We start from the raw sequence: 22502 nt of genomic DNA on the forward strand, positions 1-22502 counted from the left end.
TTGGTATAAATATTTTAGAATAATTTTTGAAGGTAGAAAATGAACCAACTCAGAAAAAATTCGAGTGCTGTTTCATACACCAAAATTCTTCTTCCAACATTTTTAACTATTGCCTTGTTTATCACAGCAATTTTCTTTGTTATCATTCCTCAATTTGAAAATATTGTTATTGATAGAAAAAGAGAAATGATAAGGGAGCTTACCAATTCTGCACACAGCATGATAAGTAAATGGCATAAATTGCAAAGTGAAGGTAAAATTTCGGAGCAAGAGGCTAAATCTTCAGCAATCAATATAATTAGAAGTTTACGTTATGGTTCAGAGCAAAAAGACTATTTCTGGGTGACCGACCTTCTACCTAAAATGGTAGTCCATCCATACCGACCAGAATTGGATGGAACTAATCTTAATAATTTCGAAGATTCTCACGGCAAAAAATTATTTGTGGAAATGGTTGAAGTTGTCAAAAAAAGCTCTGAAGGATACGTTGATTATACCTGGCAATGGAAAGATGATTCACTAAAGATCGTTCCAAAATTATCCTATGTAAAATTATTTACCCCTTGGAACTGGGTAATTGGGACCGGTATTTATATCGAAGACGTAAAAGACGAAATAGCACGCCTAGAAAGAAAAATTATTAACATTTCAATATTAATTACAATACTAAGCTCATTACTCCTTTTTTATATAGCCTTTCAAAATATGAAAAGTGAAAAAAGAAAAAAGTTAGTAGAAGATGAACTTAAAGAGTCGCGTGAAAGATACAAGCTACTTGTAGAAACCTCGAGCGAAGGGTTGGTGATGGTACTTGATAATGGACAATTATTTTACAATAAAACCTTTTATTCAATGTTGGGCTATCCTGAGACTGGCAAGGCATTTCATTTAAGCGAAATTTTTCGAACAATTCCCAAGTCGGACATATTTGATTTTGTTTCATTGAAAAAATTGAACGACAATCAATCATTCAATGAAAAAATTGAAGCACAGTTGATAAAACAAAATGGTGAATTTATTGATGCTATACTGGATTTATCCTCCATTTCGTTTTCGAATAACAATGGAATTATAATTAGTATTAAAGATGTAAGCATAAATAAGGAAATTGAAGAAGCTCTGGGCTATGAAAAAGAAAAGTATCTTGCACTCACAAATCAAATATCAATAGGGGTATTTAGAGCACAAGCTGATAAAAAATTGCAAATTTTAGAAATTAATCCGGCACTTGTTCAACTTTTAGGAGCTGAATCGAGTAATAAGTTAATTAATAAATCACTTCTTGATTATTTTGAAAACCAGGATGATGTAACCCCCTTTATAAAAGATATATTTACTCAGCAGGTATTGAAGAACAAAATCATTAGAATAACCAAGGAAAATGGAACAAATTTTATATCCTCTATTTCAGCTGTTCTTGTAAAAAACTCGAAAGGGGAAAATCAATCAATTGATGGCATTATTGAGGATATTACAGAACAGCAAAGTTCGGACAAGGAAAAAGAAAAACTAATTGCAAATCTGCAGTCATCTATTATAGTGCTAAGTCAACGAATCGCTCCTTACATCAAAAAAGTACCAATTTGTCATTATCTCTCTTCAGTTGAAGAGGCAGCAAAATTAATGACCGCATATAAAAGTAGTTCAATTATTGTTTCAGGCGATAATCATGAAGAAATCGGAATAATTACAGACGGAGATCTGCGAGAAAGAGTAACGGGTAAAAATATTAACAATTCTGTTGCCGTTTATTCTATTATGACAGCTCCAGTTGTAACAATAAAATCAACCGCTTCTCTATATGATGCTATCTTTAAAATGCAAGAGAATCAAATAAAGCAGCTTTTAGTTAAGGATTCTTTAGAAAAATTGCTTGGTATTCTTGATGTCCAGGATCTATTTGAGGGTTCATACTCGAATTATTTGTTCTTTATGGAAAACATTAATAATGCCCAAAATGTTAAAACTTTGACCGGCTTTCATAATTATTTAATGCATCTTGTTCATGGAATGATTAAAAATAATGTTGATCTTATAAGTATTACCAAAATCATTACTCTTACCTCAGATTCTATTACCAAAAGAATTATTAACAATGCAATTAAAGAAATTGGGACCCCTCCATGCAATTTTACATTTATATGTATGGGAAGTGAAGGCAGAGAAGAACAAACACTATCCACAGATCAGGATAATGCCATAATTTTTGAAGATGTTCCAGAGTCTGAATTTGAGATTACTCAAAATTATTTTTTAAAACTGGGAAGAATAATTTCAGACAACTTGAATGCTTCAGGGTATTCATACTGTAAAGGACAAATTATGTCCATGAACGTTAAATGGTGTCAACCATTATCTATTTGGAAAAAGTATTTTACAAGGTGGATAACTTCATCTTCACCTCAAGATTTGTTGGATCTCAAAATATTTTTTGATTTCAGATATGTTTATGGGGATGAGAGTTTAACCAAATATTTAAAGACACATGTCGATCATCTTTTAAAGAGTTATGATACTTTTTTTGTTTACCTCGCTGAAAGTATTTTACGGGCTGAACTGCCTGAGAATATTCTTAAACTTAAATTTCCAATAGATATAAAATTATTATTATTACCCGTGGTTGACTTTGTACGACTCTACGGGTTAAAATTAAACATGAGCACAAGCAACACAATTGATAGGTTGGATAGCATTCATGAACAGGGAGTTATTTCAACTACCCTTTATAATGAATTGTTTTTTTCTTATAAACTTTTCATGCAAATTCGTTTTTTACACCAAGCGGAACTGAATTCGCTGAATATGCCGGTTAATAATTTAGTAACTAATCAAAATCTTTCTGAGATTCATTTTCTTATATTAAAAAGATACATGGAGTTATTAAAAGAGATAAAAGATAAAATCAATCTGGATTTTAAGGGAACGCTGGTAAGATAGTATTAAATTAATTAGTGATTCAAAGAGCATTAAATATCAAATTAAAAGAGGGAATTGTCTTTTATATTCAAATAAAATAATATAATTTATATCAACAGATCGGATGAAAATCAAACCAAAATAAACATAACAAAATAGGAGACATTTATGGGAATTAAAGTTGACCGTGTAAATGATATTCTAAGTTCTGAAAAGTTTAAAGATTTAGTAAAAAAGAGACTCGTAGTTTCAATGACACTTACCGCTATTATTTTAATAGTGTATTTTGGCTTTATACTTACTATTGCCTTCTATAAAGATTTTCTCTCCATTAAAATTGGGGACTATATCACACTCGGACTTCCAATTGGAATCGGTATTATTCTGTTTGCTTGGATTCTAACGGGCATCTACACCCGTTGGGCAAATCAAAAATATGATAAATCGGTTAGAGAATTACGAAACGAAATTCTTGAGAAATAACCCCCAAATAATAAAAATTAAAAGATAATGGAGGATTAAGTTGGATACAGTTCAATCAACTCTCGGGCAGGTTAATATTGCATCTGTAATTATATTTTTTGCATTTGTCGCGATAACTCTTGCGATAACTTATTGGGCAGCAAAAAAAACAAAAACTACTTCTGAATTCTATGCCGCCGATAGAAGTATTTCCGGATTTCAGAATGGTTTAGCTTTATCGGGTGATTATATGAGTGCTGCTTCATTTTTGGGAATTGCCGGTATGGTTTCACTTAAAGGTTACGATGGTTTAATTTACTCAATTGGATTTTTGGTAGGTTGGCCTTTAGTGATGTTTTTGATTGCAGAGCCACTTAGAAATTTAGGAAAGTTTACTTTTGCCGATGTTGTTGCATATCGTTTAAAACAAAAACCGGTTAGAATTGCCTCATCAATTGGATCATTAATGACCATAGTATTTTATCTCATCGCTCAGATGGTAGGTGCTGGATCTTTAGTAAATATTTTATTTGGATTTCCATACGAGTATGCTGTTATAATTGTTGGAATTGTGATGATTGCATATGTATTGTTTGGCGGAATGCTTGCAACAACATGGGTACAGATAATTAAAGCAGTATTGCTTCTCAGCGGGGCTACTTTTTTAGTAATTATGACTTTGGCTCAATTTGGAATGAACCCAATCACTCTTTTTGAACAAGCGGCAATAAAGTATGGAGATGCCGTTTTATCCCCGGGAGGATTTGTTACAAACCCATGGGATGCAATTTCTCTTGGAATTGCCCTGATACTTGGCACAGCAGGTCTACCCCACATTTTAATGAGATTTTTTACTGTACCCGATGCTAAGCAAGCAAGAAAATCGGTTTTTGTGGCTACTGGTTTTATTGGCTATTTCTACATACTTACCTTTTTTATTGGATTTGGTGCCATGGTGTTAGTCGGTCAAGATACTGTTAGCAGTTTTGATAAGGGGGGAAATATGGCCGCCCTATTATTGGCTGAATTTGTTGGTGGACAATTTTTCCTTGGATTTATTGCCGCGGTTGCTTTCGCGACAATTCTTGCGGTAGTAGCCGGATTAACTTTGTCGGGTGCTTCAACCTTGTCTCATGATCTTTACGTTAATGTAATTAAAAAAGGCAAAACTGATGAAGTAGGAGAAGTAAAGGTTGCACGAATTGCTACATTAATTATTGGAGCATTGGCAATTTCCCTTGGGTTAATCTTTAAAGGGCAGAATGTTGCGTTTATGGTAGGACTAGCATTTGCAATTGCAGCCAGCGCAAACTTTCCTTCCCTTCTACTTTCTATTATTTGGAAAAAGTTTACTACTAAAGGTGCAGTCGCAAGTATTATTACAGGCTCTACATTGGCGGTTATTCTTATAATCCTGAGCCCAACAGTCTGGGTAGATATCTTCCACAATCCTGAAGCAATATTTGGTTTAAAAAATCCTGCAATTATATCAATGACCGCATCATTTGCAATCGGAATAATAGTATCATTACTCACAACAGAAAATGACGCGGCAGACAAATTTGAAGATGAAAAACTTAGGACTTATCTCGGAATTGGCGCAGAATAATTTTTCTATGATTCAAGGAGCAACAAAATGAGAAAAATCATTTTTCTGGTTTTAATTAGTACTCTTCTTTTCGCTCAATCCGAGAAGCAAAATTTCGGAATCACTTTTTCAGGATTTGTAAAATCGGATTTTATTTTTGATTCGAGGCAGACAGTTTCTATTAGGGAAGGACACTTTTTACTTTATCCTCAAAGTGAAAACCTTGATGTAAATGGAAAGGATATTAATGCTAAATCAAATTTTAATATACTTTCCATTCAATCAAGATTAACCGGAAGGATTACCAGTCCGGATGCTTTTGGAGCAAAAACCGGGGGACAAATTGAAGGTGAATTTTTTGGTACATCTGATGGCGACATTAATGGTTTCAGACTCCGTCATGCATTCGTAAAATTTGATTGGGAAAATTTATCATTGCTTGCCGGACAAACATGGCATCCAATGTTTATTCTTGAAATGTTTCCCGGTGTGGTTTCATTTAATACAGGAGTTCCGTTTCAGCCTTTCTCAAGAAATCCCCAAATTAAATTAACTTACTCAGTCGATAAGGTTAAATTAATTTTCGCGGCTTTATCTCAGCGTGATTTTCAGAGCAATGGCCCGGACGGATTCACAAGTACTTATTTGAGAAATTCTGTAATTCCAAATCTTCATGCACAAATTCAAATCAATCAGGATAACAATTTATTTGGAGCCGGAATAGACTTTAAAAAACTTACACCCAGGCTGGCTACATCAAAAAAAATAGTTACGAATAATTCGATTAATTCAATTTCATTCACGGGATATTCCAAACTTAATTTTGATCCTATATTGATCAAAGCTCAGGCTGTTTATGGAAATAATTTAGCCGATCATTTAATGCTCGGAGGATATGCGGTTAAATCTATTGACAATACTACCGGTGAGGAAGAATACACTTCATTATCAGTATTTTCTGTTTGGGGTGAAATTTCAACCGGGAAGGAAATTGAGCTGGCACTATTTGGAGGATACACAAAAAATCTTGGCGCGGCGGATAACACTACTGGAACTTATTTTGGCAGAGGAACGAATATAGAAAATGTAATTCGTTTTTCACCAAGAGTACAGTGGAATTCAGGTAAGGCGAGATTATCTACTGAGCTTGAATATACTTCTGCCGGTTATGGAGTTATAAATAATTTAAACAAAGGTAAGGTTGAAAATATTAAAAGCATTTCAAACTTGAGATTACTCTTCGCGGTTTATTACTTTTACTAGAATTGTAGAATTAACTGCCGGTTTATTACCGGCAGTTTTTTAATCATCACTCAAATAATATTATAGTTGATAATGCATATTATCTCTGCACCCTTTGCGAAAAACTTTGCGCTCTCTGCGTTAAAGCTTTAAGCCCAGAGTACGCTGAGGATTCGCAGAGTAAAGTCTACCACAATTCAAAATTGCCCAATCCCTTTTATATTTCTATCTTTTACCTCAAATTTGACAGAGTTTTATGTTTTGTTCCAAAAGCATCTTAATGTTTCTACCATCAACCGGATTTAATGAAACCGAGTTTCTCCTAATTTCTAACGAAATAAAAAAAGCCGGGTATAATTTATTCATTGTCTCGGATGCTAATTCTTTATGTATAGGTTCAAACGGACAAAAAATCAAAAATGATATTAGTCTGGTAAATGCCAATCATAATAATTTTGCCGGATTAGTAATTATTGGTGGAAGCGGAATAAAGCAATATTGGGATAATCATATTCTGCATAGCCTTTCATCCAAATTTTATGATGCCGGAAAATTAATCTCGGCAATTTGCAGCGCGCCAATAATATTTGCCAAAGTGGGAATAAAATTTGAAAAAGGTGTGTGCTATCCAGCCGATAAGTCAATTTTCGAATCTTATGGAATTGAATTTATCGATAACTCTGTTGTTGTTTCAAAAAATGTAATTACGGGGAAGGATAGCGCCTCTTCTAAAGAATTTGCCGATACGGTCATCAATTTTCTCAGAAAAAAACTATAGAACTCTTTTTAAATAAGACTTGTTTCATTACTTATGGAAACTAAAATAGAAAACCTTAAGAAGTATTGTGAATCTCTCACAAAATATACACGGCTCAAAACCCGTGAGGTAAGTATTGGAGATATTCCTCTCGGAGGTAAAAACCCAATACGTATTCAATCGATGACAACAACCGACACGATGAATACATTAGCAACGGTTGAGCAGTCGATTAGAATGATAAATGCAGGATGCGAGTATGTTAGAATTACAGCACCCAGCATAAATGAGGCACGTAATCTGGAAAATATTAAAAAGGAATTGCGGGCTCGCGGCTATCAAGCTCCATTGATAGCCGATATTCATTTTACACCAAATGCCGCCGAGCTTGCTGCGCGGATAGTTGAAAAGGTTCGCGTTAATCCGGGGAATTATGTTGATAAGAAAAAATTTGAGACTATTGAATACACCGATAAAGAATATCAGCTTGAGCTTGAAAGAATAAGAGAGCGGTTTGTACCTCTCGTAAAAATTTGCAAAGAATATGGAACCGCGATGCGCATCGGTACAAATCATGGTTCTCTCTCTGATAGAATTATGAGCCGGTACGGAGATACTCCCCTTGGAATGGTTGAATCGGCATTGGAATTTTTAAGAATCTGTGAAGATGAAAATTATCACAATATAGTTCTCTCCATGAAAGCCAGTAACACGCAGGTTATGGTTCAGGCATACCGGCTTCTAATTAATAAAATGAACTTGGAAGGGATGAATTATCCTCTTCATCTTGGCGTAACAGAAGCCGGGGATGGTGAAGATGGAAGAATAAAATCGGCATTGGGAATAGGTACGCTTCTCGAAGATGGAATTGGAGATACAATTAGAGTATCATTAACAGAAGAACCGGAGTATGAAGCGCCGGTGGCTATCTCTCTCGCAAGAAGATATGATGATAGAGCAAATCATAAAGCCATTATCGAGATTGAACAATCTCCCATAAATCCTTTCGAATATAAAAGAAGAAAATCATTTGAAGTTGTTGGAATTGGGGGAACTACAGTACCAAAAGTAATTTCAAATTTCAGCCTGATGAATGAAATAAACTATGATTCATTTAAGTCTATCGGTTATTATTATGATGAGCCGACCGATAAATGGAATATGAACGATACTGCTTCCGATTTTCTTTTTCTTGGAGATAATGAACTTCAATTCGATAGCCCTAATAATCTCAAATTAATCTTCAGTTACAAAAAATGGCTTGCGTTCAGTGACCGGACAATTGGACTCCCCCACTTCAAATATGATGAATTTATTAATGCCTCTGAAAAATCATTTGCCGCAAATTTCGTTGAAGTTGGGATTGAGGATTTATTTAAAGATGATTTTTCAAAATTAGCAAATAAGCAAAATGTAATTTTAGTAGCGGCTACAGAAAATGTAAGTGCAATGCCGGAGTTAAGAAGATTCTTTTTTGAGCTAATAGCTCGTGGAATTGATAATCCCGTTGTAGTAAAGAGAAGTTATTGTGGAATTGATGATGAGCATCTTCGTCTTTATTCATCAACCGATTTTGGCGGATTGCTAATTGACGGATTTGGTGATGCAGCATGGATTCAGTCCATTGAAACTTCCGGAATTGAGTTTATAAATAGAACACTATTTGGAATTCTTCAGGCGGCTAGAACAAGAATTTCCAAAACAGAATATATTGCATGCCCTTCTTGCGGAAGAACCCTTTTTGATTTAGTAGAAGTGACCAATAAAATTAGAAATCGAACAGAGCATCTTAAAGGGGTAAAAATCGCGATAATGGGATGCATCGTAAATGGTCCCGGCGAAATGGCAGATGCCGACTATGGATATGTTGGATCGGGGGTTGGTAAAATTACATTGTACAGGGGAAAAGAGGTAATTAAGAGGAGTGTAAACTCGGAAAACGCGCTTGATGAGTTGATTGAATTGATAAAAGAAGATAATGTTTGGGTAGAACCCGTTAAACTTTAAGATTAATATTTGAACCAGAGAATATTTTTCGCTGATTTTCTTAATTTTTACCTATAATACTTAATATTTACCCAATGTAGGAGAAATTCTTAACAAATTTAAAGCCAGACTCCTTGAACATGAAAAACAAATATGATATATTTTGTCTGCAATTATGAGAGAATTTTCTATCAAACCAAAAATATACTGTAGTTCGGATTTACAGAATTAAAAACTTATTAAATGCACTCCTAAACGGGTGCATTTTTTTTTATTTATGACCGTTGATGAATTGACAAAATATCTAGAAGGTTTTGCACCGCCCGGAATTGCATGGGATAGAGACAACGTTGGACTTCAGGTTGGCTCTCGAAAGCAAAAAATCAAAAATGTAATGCTGTCCCTCGATATCAGCCTTGAAGTCCTTAATGAAGCCGCTAAAAAAAATTGTAACTTAGTTATTTCACATCACCCAATCATTTTTACCCCAATTAAAAAATTAGATACCGATTCCGATTCAAAATCCCAAATAATAAAATTCGCACTAAACAAGAATATTGCCATTTTTTCAATGCACACTAATCTTGATTTCGTAAAAAATGGAGTTTCCTTTGCTCTCGCTAAAAAACTAAAATTGCAGAATATAGAATTTCTTGAGTCAGTACAATCTTCTCAATTTAAAATTGCTGTATTTGCACCGATTGACTCCGCTGATAAAATTTCTAAAGCAATGTTTGAATCGGGTGCGGGAATTATTGGAGAATATTCTGAGTGTAGTTTCAGAACTAATGGGACCGGCACATTTAAAGGATCGACCAATTCAACACCGGCCGTTGGAAAGAGGAACAATTTTGAAGCGGTGAGTGAAATAAAAATTGAATGTGTGGTTGATTCATGGAATTTGAGTAGAGTTATAAATTCTATCAAAAGAAATCACCCATACGAAGAGCCTGCTTACGATGTATTCCCTCTGCAAAATAAAAATATTAATTATGGTATTGGTGCAATTGGTCATTTAAAAGATGAGATGAATGAGAAAACTTTTCTTGCTTATGTAAAATCGTCACTTAAATGTGTTTCATTCCGTTACGCGCAAGGAAAAAATAAAATAAAAACTGTAGCGGTTTGTGGTGGATCTGGCGGCGATTTGCTTAATAAGTCAATTGCCGTTGGTGCTGATGCGTTTATAACAGCAGACTTAAAATATCACCAATTTCAGGAAGCAGAGAATAAAATTTTATTAATAGATGCCGGTCATTTCGAAACAGAAATTTTTGGCTTAAAAGTATTAAAAGAAAAAATTGAAGAATATCTCAAGAACATAAAAGGTACCAAAGTCCTTGAGTTTGGGGGTTCAACAAACCCCATAAAGTTTTATAAACAATAAGGAGCAATAAATTGATTGACAGACTTTCGACACTCTACGAACTCCAATTAATCGATAACCATCTTGATGAATTGGAGGAGTTGCGGGGAGATCTTCCCGCGGCTGTAAATGATCTTAAATTTCAGATGCAGTCTATAGAAGATCAGGTTAAAGCCAAAGAAGATGAAAAGAAAAAATCGCTTGATAAACGGAAACAAAACGATGAGGATGTTGACAGGCTCAAAACAAATCTTAAAAAATTCAAAGCCCAGCTTTATCAAGTAAGAAATAATAAAGAATATGATGCTCTCACAAAAGAAATTGATCATGCGGAAGAGCAGATTCAAAAACTTGAAGCAGAAAGTAATGCGCTCGAAGATCTGATTCAAAAATTGAAAAATGAAATTAATGAGGTTCAACCACAGCTTGAAGTTCTTTCAGCAGACTTAAAGGAAAAGGAAACCGAATTAAAGCAGATTATAAAAGCAAACGAAAGAGAAGAAGCGCGACTTTTGGACAAAAGAGAAAAAATTGCCTCAAAAGTTAAAAAACCAGATTACAACACCTATTCCAGAATCCGTAAAGCACTTAACGGAAGAGCGGTAGTAACAGTTATTCGTGAAGCTTGCAGCGGATGTCATAATCATATTCCACCACAGCGTCAATTAGAAATTAAACAGAACAAAAGAGTTTACTCCTGCGAATCTTGCGGTAGAATTTTAATAGCCGCTGAAATTTCTGAGAATGTTGAGAAAAATATTCAGTTATAAAAATGGTTGATATGTTTACTGGGTATTTCAAGAAAACCTTAATTGAAATACCCGTTTTTATTTTAAAGTTATTCTTTTAAGCTTCACATAAAAGCTGTCGTCTATAGTTTCAACTACTTTTCCTTCTTCGAGCAAATAATAACGTGGGGGACTGTTTCCGATTAGATCAAAAAATTCATTTATAGTAATTTCATGAAATGGGAAAGAAATCTTCGTTTTTTCAAAAAATTTTTCGGGCGTTGATCCACTTTCATTTAGAAAAAGAATATATAATGAGGGTAAAACTACTTTTTCTTCATTGAGTCTTTTTAACTCTTCAACCGATTCTTGACAATGTTCACAATCGGGATCAAACACTGCAACAAGCTTTCTGCCGCTTAATAAATCCGCTCTCTCTCCATTATTAAAGCTTGTAAATCGTGAAAATATCGATTCACTTTTCTCCTTTAGAGGAGATACCGCAAATACAGCAACAAGGGAGAATATAAGTACAGTCGCGTTAATAAATATTCCTCTCTCTTTTTCTTTAATAATGAAATAAAGAATAAACACTAAAACCAATATTATGATGTTTTTAATCAAGGATTCCAGAGGTGACATTTTGAACATCTCGCCGAAGCATCCGCAATTCTGAGTTTCCCCAAGCACAAATCCTGTGTAAATAAGATAGATTGAGAATAAAATTGTTACTGTTACTGTAAGTGGAATAGTTATTTTTTTTACATAATAAGGAAGTAAGAATAGAATTCCGATACATAATTCCAATCCCACCAATAATCTTGTATAGTAGCCTGCAACTTCTCGGGTTGCCGCTATACCTTGATCAATAAGTATTATTTCTATTAATCCTGGTACAATTAATTTTGAATACGCGGACAAGATAAATACAGCTGATAAAATAATTCTAATCAGCAGAGTTACTTTTTCATTTCTCACAAAACTAAAATTCATTTGATACCTGTTTTATTTTGGAAATTGGAACGCCAATTTTATCTTCCAAATCAATCATCGAATTAATAATAAAGATAGTAGTGTAGTTATTAATCTGATCAACTTTTATATCCTCTTCAATAATAATTTTCTGCTCAATTAACTTCTCCCGTTTTGTTCCCCTCAATAATGGAAATGCGGGAGTAAAAAAATTAGTTCCATCATAAAAAACAACATTTGCCCAGGCGGTATCTGTAATACCGCCATTTTTTATAAACAATGGAATTGCTGGTGCAACTTTTGCGGTATAATAATCTAGTTTTTTCCTGTCTGTATATTTGAATTCATAATTAATATCATTATCCTCTATTAAAACCAACTCTTCAATTAATCTAAAATTGTAATTATGAAACTCCACACTTTTAATATTTTCTTTATATAGGACTCGGCACTTTACCAACCCCACAGAATATTGCTCTGGAATTACAATATAGTCAGATAAATTAATTTTATTAATCGCATTGAACAAAGTGGAGCGAGAATAATTTAAACGGCGATTATGGTATTCAATATTATGGATTATTCCATCTTTAACTTTTATAGATTCAACTAAAAGGCACATATACTTTATCAATTAATTCTTGATATTCCGATTGGGCATTGCTCATATACGTTATTCCGCCACCACTTCTGAAAATATATTTTTCATTTCTCTTTTCTATAAAACGAATCATAACTGAACTATCAAGATTATTGCCATCGAATATTCCAAAAATTCCGGTATAAAACCCACGTGGACATTTTTCAACCGCATTTATAATTTCTACAGTTTTTTTCTTTGGTGCACCCGTTATGGAACCCGCCGGTAATAATTCAAAAATAATATTTCCAATATTTTGTTGATAATTATTTTCAAGTGTTCCTTTAATTAATGATGACACCTGAAGTAACGTTTTTTCATGAGTTTTAATTTCTTCTACGTACCGGAATTTTTCAACGTGTACATTTTTCGAAATAAGGCTCAAATCATTTCTAATTAAATCAACAATGGTAAAGTGTTCCGCCTCCTCTTTTGGATCGGCGAGTATTATTGCTTCCGCATTTTCTATTGAGCCATCAATTGTTCCCTTCATCGGATAAGAATAAATATAACCATCTTTAATCTTTACAAAGCATTCGGGAGAAAAAACCACAAATTCATCATCAAACAGAAGTTTATACTTTGCTCTGCTCGTATGATATATTTCTTCAATAGTGAGGTTCAGATCTATTACAGTCGGGAATGTCAAATTCAGCAGATACGTGTTACCGTTGTAAATTTCTTTACTCACTTTTTCAAACGCTTCTTTATACTCATCAAATGAAACAGGGTATTTTATTAATCGAATTTTTGAATGATGTTGTTGATTTATATTATAATTTTTGATGCCGTTTAAATCGAATAGAACTCTTTTTGAAATACTCTCAGGTTCAGATATAAAAATGTGTTTTTGTTCAAAATCAATTATAAACAAAAATGGCTTATGCATTGCACCATAAATGTTCATCAAATCAATCGAGTCACTTTTATTTAAAAACATATTATTATTTAAGCTTTACAATATCGGAGAGTATGTAACAATAATTATGCTTTTCCATTCCAATTTTAGGATAGTAATCAACAGCCGCCGGTGCCGAAAGTAAAATTAATTTAGCAGGTTTTGAAGCCTCATAAGTTAGTTTTATAAGTTCTTTACCAACTCCCCTCTTTTGAAAATCAACTTTAACCGCCAAATCTGAAAGATAAGTGCAGTAGGTAAAATCTGTTAAAGCTCTGGCAACCCCGATTAATTTACCTTTATAGCGCGCAGTTATAATTAAATTGGCATTAGCCACCATCTTGGCGATTCGGTCTTTATCGTCAACAGGTCTTCGCTCCCCTAATCCCGATTCATTTAAAACATTAACAAACTCTTCTACCGAAAGTTTTTCTTCCCGGTTATAAATAAGATTCATTACTGGATTCTATTTCTATGAAAGTATTTGTTGAATTATTGTTTTGATATCTGAGGCGGAAATAATCTTTATTTGATTATTCTGCTTAATAGATTTAATATTATTCACGGGAACAACAATTGATTTAAAACCAAGTTTGATAGCTTCTTGAATTCTCTTCTCGATGTTGCTCACACTTCTAACTTCTCCACCAAGACCTACTTCGCCTATAACTACAATATCATTTTTCGCAAATTTGTCTGTATAGCTTGAAGCTATCGCACAACAGATTGCCAAATCAACGGCAGGTTCTTCAATTCGTATTCCTCCAGCGATATTTAAAAAAACATTTTGGGATGATAATTTTAAACCCGCACGCTTTTCCAGCACCGCAAGTAAAATTGAAAGACGCCGGTAGTCAAATCCGGTTGCAACTCTTTGAGGCATCCCATATGGCGAAGGGGTTACCAGTGCCTGCACTTCGAGCAAAACGGGGCGTGTACCCTCAATGCTCGCGGTTACTACAGAACCTGTAATCTGATGATCTCTTTCACTTAAGAATATTTCACTCGGATTTGTAACTTCCCGTAGTCCATCGTCGTGCATTTCAAAAATGCCGATTTCATTGGTACTTCCAAAACGGTTTTTCTGAGCTCGCAGTATTCTGTAGGAATGACTTCTTTCCCCTTCAAACTGTAATACCGTATCAACTATATGTTCGAGAATTTTAGGTCCCGCAATTGCTCCCTCTTTAGTAACATGCCCAATTACAATTACAACAAATCCATTCTTTTTTGCCGCCTGCATTAATTCATAAGTACATTCTCTAATCTGGGTTACTGTCCCAGGGGCATTGTCAAATTCGGATTTATATGTTGTTTGAATTGAATCAATAATAACAACTTTAGGTTCTTCACTCTTTATGGCGTTTAAAATATAATCGAGATCTGTCTCGGTTAGAATTGATAAACTATCGGTATTTATTTTAAGTCGCTTGGCTCTTAAATTTATTTGATTTGCCGATTCTTCCCCGGTAACATAAAGAACATCCCCCTTAATTTTAGAAGCGGCCTGCATCACCAAAGTTGATTTTCCAATGCCGGGATCACCCCCAATTAATACAACAGAGCCGGGCATTAATCCCCCGCCGAGTACACGATCGAATTCTTCTAAATTTGTAGTAATTCTTTCTTCCAATTGAAAGCTAAGTTCATTTAGTTTTTGAACTTTTACTTGAGAAGTATTTTTTTTGCTTCTTCCTTTTTTTTCTTCAACTAATTCCTCTGTAAATGAATTCCACTCCTCGCACGAAGGGCATTTTCCCAACCACTTTGGTGAGTCGAATCCGCAGCTAGAGCAAATATATTTAATTTTGTTTTTGCTCATTTATATTCCGGTTCTCTGAATAAATTTTTGAATAACTGGATCTCGACTATTTAGTAATTCATCGGGAGTTCCAACAAAATATATCTGTCCTTCATTCATCATTGCAATTTTGTCAGCGGTGTTTTTCACACTAAACATATCATGCGTAACAATTATTGATGTTACGGTTAGTTTTTCATTTAATGATTTTATTAGATCATCAATTGCGTCGGACATAACCGGATCAAGCCCGGTAGTTGGTTCATCATACATAATATATTTTGGATTTGTGACTAGCGCTCTTGCAAGCCCAACCCTTTTTTTCATCCCGCCCGATAATTCTGAAGGTTTTAGTTTTTGAGTACCAGGGAGTCCCACCAATAATAACTTTTCATCAACTATTTCATCAATTTGTTTTTTCGAGATTTGGGATTGGTTTTCAATTAAAGCTAAGGCAACATTTTCCTCAACGGTCATAGAATCAAACAAAGCGGCACCTTGAAAAAGATATCCAAATTTTTGCCTCATTTTATACATTTGAGTTGCGTTCATTTGATGAACTATTTCCCCTTCAACTTTTACAAATCCTTCATCAGGTTTTAGCAATCCAACTATATGTTTTAGAAGTACACTCTTGCCACAACCGCTTCTCCCAATAATCGCTAACGATTCTCCTTCGTTAATCGAAAGATCGACGCCGCGTAACACTTTATTTGAGCCAAATGATTTATGAAGACTTTTAATTTCGATCATTGTTAAAATTGATTAATTACAGCTGAAATATAGAAAAGAAAAAAGAGTTATCCAGACTATGAATAACTCTTTTATATCAAAAACTACTTCATTTAATTAGGAGTAATTTTTATGGATTCAATCCGGTATGGCATTCAACACACAACATAGTTTTCCATTCATCGGTTACAGAATTACCTGGATGCTTAAACTCGAGCGAAGAATTAATATTTGATATCTCCAGCTTATCCGTGTATCCTTGCGCATTAATTGTGTGGCACAAATTGCAGTCTTTAGAAATTTTTACACCAGATTTAGAACTGTGACTGTCATTATGACATCGGAAACATCCATTAAACTCAAGATGCCCAATATTGTTTTGATAATGACTCCATTTAACTTTCATTTCGGGAAAAATATTTTTTGAATACTCGGCTTGGATTCCCACAACTGCTTTCTTAATTAAATTTTGTTGATTCGCATATATCTCGGGATAGTTATCTTTATAGAAATCATTAATCATCCTGGAAATACCTTTCATTGCCGAATCGCTGGTCGGGAAATCATTTCTCATAATTTCCATTGCGGCAAATTTTATTTGTTTTAGTTCTTTAGGAATTTTACCCGCTGTAATTGCATTATTAATAAAAAATGCTGGGGGCTGATAATTATGGGATGGGCGCGTATGGCAGTCCATACAATCCATTGTTCTGGTTTCGAGGTTTTCCAATTCCTGTGCTGATAATTTTATACCCTCTTCGAGATATATCGTCTCTTTGCCGGTTTTAAGGTTTGTATATTTTACCCATGGAATATTTTTTCTCTGATTGTCTGAGGCTTTATATTCGATTTTAATATCGGGATTTATATGCCAATGAATTCCTTCCTGTAAACCTAACGCGCTTAACTCCGATCCAATTTTCATGGTTAAATTAATATCCCATTCAGAATTGTTTTCATCACTTAAATAATGCTTTTGAATACGGAGTTTTCTAAAATAAAATTTCTCGGGCCAATGGCATTCCTCGCAAGTTTCTCTCGCTGGACGCAAATTAGCAATTGGTGTGGGAATTGGGCGGGGAAAGTTGTTCATAGCTACTGCGTAAACCTGATATAACCCCGACATTTTAGATTTTACATACCAGCCAACACCATCGCCAACATGGCAACTTACACAAGCTACCCGAGAGTGAGATGAATTTTGGTAAGCAACAAATTCTGGTTTCATAACTTCATGGCATAATTCACCACAAAATTCTACCGATTCGGTGTAATGAAATGCCTCATAACTCCCTACTGCGGTTGCAAGTAAAAATATTGATGTTCCAACAGAAAAAATAATAAAACCACCTCTAGTTCTTATATTGTTTAAGTCAACTACAGGCCAGCCCGGCTTTTCTGTAACTATGCCTCTTTTTTCTCTCCTGATCTTTCTATACATGCCGATTGGAATTAAAATTAATCCAAATAAAAGCACTGCAGGAAGAACCATAAAAATAATTAGTCCTAAATAGGTATTCCCCTTTTCGAAGAATGTATCTACAACAAAAAGGAAAACAATCATAAAAAAGCTGATTAGCGCAATTGTTGCCCCTATTAGAGAAATCCAATTTTGTGAAGAGTGAGGAAATTTTAATTTCATGATGCCACACTTTTTTGTTTGTATGCCGGTGTGAATTTAGTGAACGGTAATATAAATGGAAAGAAAAAAGATATTGGGTAAAAATGCCCGCTTTGAGAGAGCGGGCATTCTAAATTAACTATTTCGTTTTTTCAGTTTTTTTATCATCAGTTTTGTTATCCGATTTCTCTTTTTCGATTATAATTTTTTCAATTCTTTTTTCGTGCATGGGTGAATGCATATTTCCTCCGCCACAGCAACAACAGCCTCTGTGTCTTGGAGCGGATCTAAAAATCATTACATTTTCATCATCTCCATCTTTATTAATTTTGATCTTGAATTCTTTGCCGCTTTCCTTTTCATTCCAAAAGGCATCGGCTTCATCTCCCTCTAATTCTTTGGTTTCTACTTTTCCATCCTTATCAGTTGTAATCAATATTTTTTTCTTCCCGTCAACCCGCTCAACTTTAACTGTTTTTTTGATTTCTTTTGCATCTCCCTCTTCAGCAATAAATTTGAATTTACGGGCCTCTCCCGAAAAGTTTTCTTCGCCATCTGAGGTAATAAAAATCATTTTCTTATCAGATTTTGCTCTCAATAATTTGCCAAGCTCTTCCGCCTCTTTACCTTCATAAACCACATCTTTTCCATCGACCTTAACAGTAATTTTTTCAATCTTACCATCGAGCTTCGATTTTACTTCCGGTTTATCCTGTGCTAGAATTGCTCCACTAATTATAAGAATTATCATGATTGTTAGGGATGCAACCAGCTTAGTGTTTGAATTGTACTGCATGTTATTCTCCTTTTTGTTTTGAGTAAAATTAGAATCTTGTACATTCAAATAGTATTAAAGAGTCCTTAAAAAATGTTAAAAAGTGTTAAAAGTATGTATTCTTCAATACATTAGTATATTTTTGAATACATGAATAGGAAAAAATTAAAATTCATTGTTGCTTTAATGGTTGCAGCAGTTGCCGGTTTAATAGCGATTCAAATTTATTGGATTGTAACCCTAATAAAGATTGAAGAGGAACGATTTAACAGAACGGTAAACGACGCACTTTTTTATTCAGTGCAAAAACTTGAAAAGAAAGAAGTGTTTAAGGCAATCACCCAAAAAGCTAGTGGAGATAAAGATTTTCTCTTCTTTGTAAAGAATGCAGATTCTACTACTTTCACATGGAATTACAAAGACACTTCCAGAAAAGTGAAATACTTAAATATAGTTGAGAAAAAAATTGATACGATAAAAGGAGACGGGAAGCCGAAAACAGATTCTCTGCACATACGAATAGTTGCTCCAAGTCCCAATTTAAAAATTATGTTGGATGATGGTAATGGGAAGAAAAAGCAACAAACAAACAAGAATCGAAGAAAAATCCTGGTTCAAGAGGTAGTAACCGAGTTAATAAACGAAAACAAACTTAAACCCATTCATGAAAGAATCAATCCGCAAGAGTTAAATAATATTCTTAAAAATGAATTTGAAAATAGAGGAATAGATTTACAATTCAGTTTTGGCATTAAATCAACAAGTAATAATTTGTTCTCCGTTTTACCTATCAAGAGTGATTCGCTAAATCTCGCAAATTCCAAACACAGCACATTTTTGTTCCCTGAAGAAATAATAGGAACGCCAAGTCAACTGCTGGTTTATTTCCCGAATGTCAATTCATTTATTATTAGTAAAATTTCTTTGATGCTAATTGTAGCATTATTGTTAACACTTGTGATTTCGGGTGTTTTTTACAAGACAGTTCAAATGCTTCTGCAACAAAAAAGAATAACCGAGATTAAGAATGATTTAATTAACAATATCACACACGAATTTAAAACTCCCCTTTCGACAATCTCTCTTGCATGTGAAGCGTTAAATGAGCCTGCTTTGGTAAACAATTCTGAATCGCTCGGAAAATATGCTTCAATTATTAGGGAAGAAAATATACGTTTACAAACAATGGTGGACTCTATTCTAAATGCGGCTTTATCTGAAAAGGAATCATTTAATCTAAAAAATGAGCGGGTGGATATTCACGATATAATTCGTCAGTCGGTTCAGAAAATTTCTAGTTTAGAAAGGGATAGTAAATTAAAGATTAACTTAGAATTAAATGCTGCGGTGTGTCCAATTTGGGGAGATTCGTTCCACCTTAATAATATGTTTTCCAATTTGTTTGATAATTCAATAAAGTATAATCAGAACAACCCCACAATTAATATTTCGACACATAATGAAAATCAAAAAATAATAATTAGGGTTTCTGATAATGGGATTGGTATTTCAAAAGAGCATATAAACAAGATATTCGATTCATTCTACCGTGTACAATCGGGTAATATTCAAAATGTAAGAGGCAATGGAATAGGATTGAGCTATGTAAAAAAAATTGTGATTGCTCACGGTGGAATTATTAGGGTAAATAGTGAACCAGGAAAAGGATCAACATTTATAATTGAACTGCCAATATCAAGATGATACGAAAAGTAAAAATATTGCTTGTGGAGGATGATAAAAATTTAAGTCAAATATTGGTTGAATTTCTTAATCTAAAAAATTATCAAGTTGTTCATGCTATAAATGGAGATGAAGGTTTCGAGTTTTACAATATCCACAAACCGGATATCTGCATTATTGATGTAATGATGCCGGTGATGGATGGGTTTTCACTTCTCAAAAAAATAAGAAGAGAAGATCAGCAGACTCCATGTTTAATCCTAACGGCAAAATCATTAGTAACAGATAAAGTTGAAGGATTTAAATTGGGTGCCGACGATTATTTAACCAAACCATTTAGTGTTGAAGAATTAGTATTGAGAATAAATGCTATATTGAAGAGGTCATCGTCTGGCATACTAAATATTGAAACAGAGGTATTTACAATCAGCAATTTTTATTTCAATCATAATTCAAGAATTCTACGGATAAATAAATTGGAGCAAAAACTCACCCCCAAAGAAGCTGATCTGCTTTTTATTTTGTGTAAAAATGTAGGTAAAATTGTTTCAAGATCTGAGACTTTAAATCAAATCTGGAAAATTGATAATTATTTTACCGCTAGAAGCATGGATGTTTATATAACAAAATTGAGAGGATATTTGAAAGAAGATAAGTGCTGTGAGATCGAGAACATTCATGGTACGGGTTACAGATTAACAATAAAGTAATATTAATTAGGAATTTCTTTTAGATATCTATTAAAAGGTTTCACTAAATAAAAATTTGCCGCCAACCTTCCAACGGTATATGCTGAAACAGCGGCTACCGCTCCAACAACCGATAGGTAATTAATAAAAACTATTAATACAAAAATTATTCCTAATACTTCCAATACTGTCGCCATTGTGATTGGTTCAGTATGCCTAGTGTTAACAAGAACGGCTCGCTGAAAATTAATCCACACGGTTGTAACAGGGAAGAACGAATAGATAATTAATGGAATTCTGGCAAACTCAGCTAGTTTCGTGGTTAAACCAGCAACATTTGTTAACCACAACATCGATAATGGCGTTAATGCTATTAACCCCAGCGCCGTGAAAACCAAAACCGCCATTCCGAATGCAAAGTTGCGAAGTTTAATATATTCCTTTTGTGTTTTGATCAACGCTATTCCAACTTCCTGATACGATAAACCAAAACTTCTGAAAATAAAGACAAGTCCATGTAGAACCGGTAGTACCGCTAGCGATTCCAAAGACATTCTGCTTTGTCCCATAAAAAATGTAACAATTGGATGCACTCCTAAAGAAATAAATGATGTAAGTGCCAAAGGGTAATAAAACTTAAATATATCCTTTTGATTAATACTTTTTTTGTTTTCTGAATTATTATCAAAAAAATTAACTAGTAACTTCCCCACCATAACTCTAGTAGCTATTGCTTCGGTGATTACACCTGCCGAGAGAGCACAAGCGCCTATCATAACTCCATCAACCATTTTGGATGAATATAGTAATGTACCAGTTAAACCCATAGCTGCTAATCGTATCACAGTTCCGTAAGCCACCAGTTTTGTTTTTCCGGAACGAATCATTATCCCTTGATAAAACCTTCGGTATCCAATTGAAGGAGCCCAAGGAATTAAGACTATAAGAGCGTAATAGTTTAGATCAGCAACTCTTTGTGGCAGCTTAATAAGATTAATAGCAACAAAATTATAAATTGATGGAATCAGCAAAACCAAAATTGAGAAAACTGTGAATGCGCTTAGTATATAAACAAATTTTTTAAGTTTTTGATAAGTTTCACGATTTTCGACAAGTGCAGTTGATGCGCTTAGCAGCAATATAACCGGAGATTCAATAATTAATGCAATTGAAAAAGCCACACCATAGGCGGCTAAATTATATTCCGGATCGGCAAATCGTGCTATTAAAGCTGTTAAAAATGGGCCTTCTACGGCCATCATTAACCAGGTTGCCGAAAGCGGGAACCAAAATTGAAATATTTTTTTGTATGAAAGTTCTTCGTTCATCTATTTTCGAAAATTAGCATTACTAAGATAGGGGATTTTTCAATACCATATATTTGTCTACTTTTCTTCCTAAATTTTGAACAACGATTTTAGCGGAGTAATTATGATTGCAAAAGAATTGTTGGATATTTTGTGCTGCCCCCAAACTAAGGCCGATTTGGTTTTGGATGGTTCAAGGTTGGTCTCAATGGATAAAAAAACAAGGCGGTGTTATAGAATTGAAAATGATATCCCGATTATGTTAATCGAAGAATCAGTTCAACTTTCCATTGATGAATGGGAAACTGTTATGAAAAAGTATAACGTTAATGTATAGCT

The 22502-nt window shown here is 34.1% G+C and carries 20 protein-coding genes; 11 read left to right on the forward strand and 9 right to left on the reverse strand.

What is annotated here, in order from left to right; genetic code table 11:
- Positions 1-39: 39 nt before the first annotated feature.
- The 8 genes from KF816_16350 to KF816_16385 all read left to right on the forward strand — a co-directional run bounded on the left by KF816_16350 (position 40) and on the right by KF816_16385 (position 11087).
- Positions 40-2937, forward strand: coding sequence for a cache domain-containing protein (locus KF816_16350; GenBank protein ID MBX3009595.1), 2898 nt, complete (start codon positions 40-42; stop codon positions 2935-2937).
- Positions 2938-3084: 147 nt separating this feature from the next.
- Positions 3085-3399 (forward strand): DUF485 domain-containing protein, encoded by a 315-nt coding sequence (locus KF816_16355; protein ID MBX3009596.1) that lies wholly within the window; start codon positions 3085-3087, stop codon positions 3397-3399.
- 40 nt (positions 3400-3439) lie between these two features.
- Positions 3440-4987 (forward strand): sodium/solute symporter, encoded by a 1548-nt coding sequence (locus KF816_16360; protein ID MBX3009597.1) that lies wholly within the window; start codon positions 3440-3442, stop codon positions 4985-4987.
- Positions 4988-5014: 27 nt separating this feature from the next.
- Positions 5015-6229 (forward strand): hypothetical protein, encoded by a 1215-nt coding sequence (locus KF816_16365; protein MBX3009598.1) that lies wholly within the window; start codon positions 5015-5017, stop codon positions 6227-6229.
- A 259-nt stretch (positions 6230-6488) separates the two neighbouring features.
- Positions 6489-6986: a DJ-1/PfpI family protein gene (locus KF816_16370; protein ID MBX3009599.1), complete on the forward strand. Its 498-nt coding sequence runs from the start codon at positions 6489-6491 to the stop codon at positions 6984-6986.
- A gap of 33 nt (positions 6987-7019) precedes the next feature.
- Positions 7020-8972, forward strand: coding sequence for a (E)-4-hydroxy-3-methylbut-2-enyl-diphosphate synthase (gene ispG / locus KF816_16375; protein MBX3009600.1), 1953 nt, complete (start codon positions 7020-7022; stop codon positions 8970-8972).
- A gap of 256 nt (positions 8973-9228) precedes the next feature.
- Positions 9229-10338, forward strand: coding sequence for a Nif3-like dinuclear metal center hexameric protein (locus KF816_16380; GenBank protein MBX3009601.1), 1110 nt, complete (start codon positions 9229-9231; stop codon positions 10336-10338).
- Between the two features lie 11 nt (positions 10339-10349).
- A complete protein-coding gene (locus KF816_16385; GenBank protein MBX3009602.1) occupies positions 10350-11087 on the forward strand; it encodes a hypothetical protein in 738 nt (245 codons plus the stop codon).
- A gap of 57 nt (positions 11088-11144) precedes the next feature.
- Here the strand turns inward: KF816_16385 and KF816_16390 are convergent, their stop codons facing one another.
- The 8 genes from KF816_16390 to KF816_16425 all read right to left on the reverse strand — a co-directional run bounded on the left by KF816_16390 (position 11145) and on the right by KF816_16425 (position 18505).
- Positions 11145-12038 (reverse strand): hypothetical protein, encoded by an 894-nt coding sequence (locus KF816_16390; GenBank protein ID MBX3009603.1) that lies wholly within the window; start codon positions 12036-12038, stop codon positions 11145-11147.
- The gene (locus tag KF816_16395; GenBank protein MBX3009604.1) at positions 12028-12639 is read right to left on the reverse strand and encodes an aminotransferase class IV; all 612 of its coding nucleotides are present in this window, start codon (positions 12637-12639) and stop codon (positions 12028-12030) included. Before KF816_16395 ends, KF816_16390 begins: the two co-directional genes overlap by 11 nt.
- The gene (locus tag KF816_16400) at positions 12623-13597 is read right to left on the reverse strand and encodes an aminodeoxychorismate synthase component I (protein MBX3009605.1); all 975 of its coding nucleotides are present in this window, start codon (positions 13595-13597) and stop codon (positions 12623-12625) included. The genes KF816_16395 and KF816_16400 overlap by 17 nt, the downstream gene beginning before the upstream one ends.
- Before the next feature lie 4 nt (positions 13598-13601).
- A complete protein-coding gene (locus tag KF816_16405; protein MBX3009606.1) occupies positions 13602-14012 on the reverse strand; it encodes a GNAT family N-acetyltransferase in 411 nt (136 codons plus the stop codon).
- Positions 14013-14027: 15 nt separating this feature from the next.
- A complete protein-coding gene (radA, locus tag KF816_16410) occupies positions 14028-15377 on the reverse strand; it encodes a DNA repair protein RadA (GenBank protein ID MBX3009607.1) in 1350 nt (449 codons plus the stop codon).
- A complete protein-coding gene (locus KF816_16415; GenBank protein MBX3009608.1) occupies positions 15378-16109 on the reverse strand; it encodes an ABC transporter ATP-binding protein in 732 nt (243 codons plus the stop codon).
- A 109-nt stretch (positions 16110-16218) separates the two neighbouring features.
- Complete coding sequence (locus KF816_16420; protein ID MBX3009609.1) at positions 16219-17730, reverse strand: NapC/NirT family cytochrome c; 1512 nt, start codon at positions 17728-17730, stop codon at positions 16219-16221.
- 118 nt (positions 17731-17848) lie between these two features.
- Positions 17849-18505: a hypothetical protein gene (locus KF816_16425; GenBank protein ID MBX3009610.1), complete on the reverse strand. Its 657-nt coding sequence runs from the start codon at positions 18503-18505 to the stop codon at positions 17849-17851.
- A 129-nt stretch (positions 18506-18634) separates the two neighbouring features.
- On the opposite strand from KF816_16425, the gene KF816_16430 reads away from it, so the two are divergent.
- Together KF816_16430 and KF816_16435 are read left to right on the forward strand one after the other, a co-directional pair.
- The gene (locus KF816_16430) at positions 18635-20188 is read left to right on the forward strand and encodes a HAMP domain-containing histidine kinase (GenBank protein MBX3009611.1); all 1554 of its coding nucleotides are present in this window, start codon (positions 18635-18637) and stop codon (positions 20186-20188) included.
- Positions 20185-20877, forward strand: coding sequence for a response regulator transcription factor (locus KF816_16435; protein MBX3009612.1), 693 nt, complete (start codon positions 20185-20187; stop codon positions 20875-20877). Before KF816_16430 ends, KF816_16435 begins: the two co-directional genes overlap by 4 nt.
- 2 nt (positions 20878-20879) lie before the next feature.
- On the opposite strand, the gene KF816_16440 is transcribed toward KF816_16435, so the two are convergent.
- Positions 20880-22184, reverse strand: a complete 1305-nt coding sequence (locus KF816_16440) for a hypothetical protein (GenBank protein MBX3009613.1) — start codon at positions 22182-22184, stop codon at positions 20880-20882.
- A gap of 103 nt (positions 22185-22287) precedes the next feature.
- Between KF816_16440 and KF816_16445 the strand changes: the two genes are divergently transcribed.
- Positions 22288-22500: a hypothetical protein gene (locus KF816_16445; protein MBX3009614.1), complete on the forward strand. Its 213-nt coding sequence runs from the start codon at positions 22288-22290 to the stop codon at positions 22498-22500.
- Positions 22501-22502 lie beyond the last annotated feature (2 nt).

Source organism: Melioribacteraceae bacterium (assembly GCA_019638015.1).
Taxonomy (GTDB): domain Bacteria; phylum Bacteroidota; class Ignavibacteria; order Ignavibacteriales; family Melioribacteraceae; genus JAHBUP01.

What these genes read in the sequence shown, in the direction of transcription:
- KF816_16350 (MBX3009595.1), top strand. Translation starts at nt 40, where the DNA reads ATGAACCAACTCAGAAAAAATTCGAGTGCTGTTTCATACACCAAAATT.
- KF816_16355 (MBX3009596.1), top strand. Translation starts at nt 3,085, where the DNA reads ATGGGAATTAAAGTTGACCGTGTAAATGATATTCTAAGTTCTGAAAAG.
- KF816_16365 (MBX3009598.1), top strand. Translation starts at nt 5,015, where the DNA reads ATGAGAAAAATCATTTTTCTGGTTTTAATTAGTACTCTTCTTTTCGCT.
- KF816_16370 (MBX3009599.1), top strand. Translation starts at nt 6,489, where the DNA reads ATGTTTCTACCATCAACCGGATTTAATGAAACCGAGTTTCTCCTAATT.
- ispG (MBX3009600.1), top strand. Translation starts at nt 7,020, where the DNA reads ATGGAAACTAAAATAGAAAACCTTAAGAAGTATTGTGAATCTCTCACA.
- KF816_16380 (MBX3009601.1), top strand. Translation starts at nt 9,229, where the DNA reads ATGACCGTTGATGAATTGACAAAATATCTAGAAGGTTTTGCACCGCCC.
- KF816_16390 (MBX3009603.1), bottom strand. Translation starts at nt 12,038, where the DNA reads ATGAATTTTAGTTTTGTGAGAAATGAAAAAGTAACTCTGCTGATTAGA.
- KF816_16395 (MBX3009604.1), bottom strand. Translation starts at nt 12,639, where the DNA reads ATGTGCCTTTTAGTTGAATCTATAAAAGTTAAAGATGGAATAATCCAT.
- KF816_16400 (MBX3009605.1), bottom strand. Translation starts at nt 13,597, where the DNA reads ATGTTTTTAAATAAAAGTGACTCGATTGATTTGATGAACATTTATGGT.
- KF816_16405 (MBX3009606.1), bottom strand. Translation starts at nt 14,012, where the DNA reads ATGAATCTTATTTATAACCGGGAAGAAAAACTTTCGGTAGAAGAGTTT.
- radA (MBX3009607.1), bottom strand. Translation starts at nt 15,377, where the DNA reads ATGAGCAAAAACAAAATTAAATATATTTGCTCTAGCTGCGGATTCGAC.
- KF816_16415 (MBX3009608.1), bottom strand. Translation starts at nt 16,109, where the DNA reads ATGATCGAAATTAAAAGTCTTCATAAATCATTTGGCTCAAATAAAGTG.
- KF816_16420 (MBX3009609.1), bottom strand. Translation starts at nt 17,730, where the DNA reads ATGAAATTAAAATTTCCTCACTCTTCACAAAATTGGATTTCTCTAATA.
- KF816_16425 (MBX3009610.1), bottom strand. Translation starts at nt 18,505, where the DNA reads ATGCAGTACAATTCAAACACTAAGCTGGTTGCATCCCTAACAATCATG.
- KF816_16430 (MBX3009611.1), top strand. Translation starts at nt 18,635, where the DNA reads ATGAATAGGAAAAAATTAAAATTCATTGTTGCTTTAATGGTTGCAGCA.
- KF816_16435 (MBX3009612.1), top strand. Translation starts at nt 20,185, where the DNA reads ATGATACGAAAAGTAAAAATATTGCTTGTGGAGGATGATAAAAATTTA.
- KF816_16440 (MBX3009613.1), bottom strand. Translation starts at nt 22,184, where the DNA reads ATGAACGAAGAACTTTCATACAAAAAAATATTTCAATTTTGGTTCCCG.
- KF816_16445 (MBX3009614.1), top strand. Translation starts at nt 22,288, where the DNA reads ATGATTGCAAAAGAATTGTTGGATATTTTGTGCTGCCCCCAAACTAAG.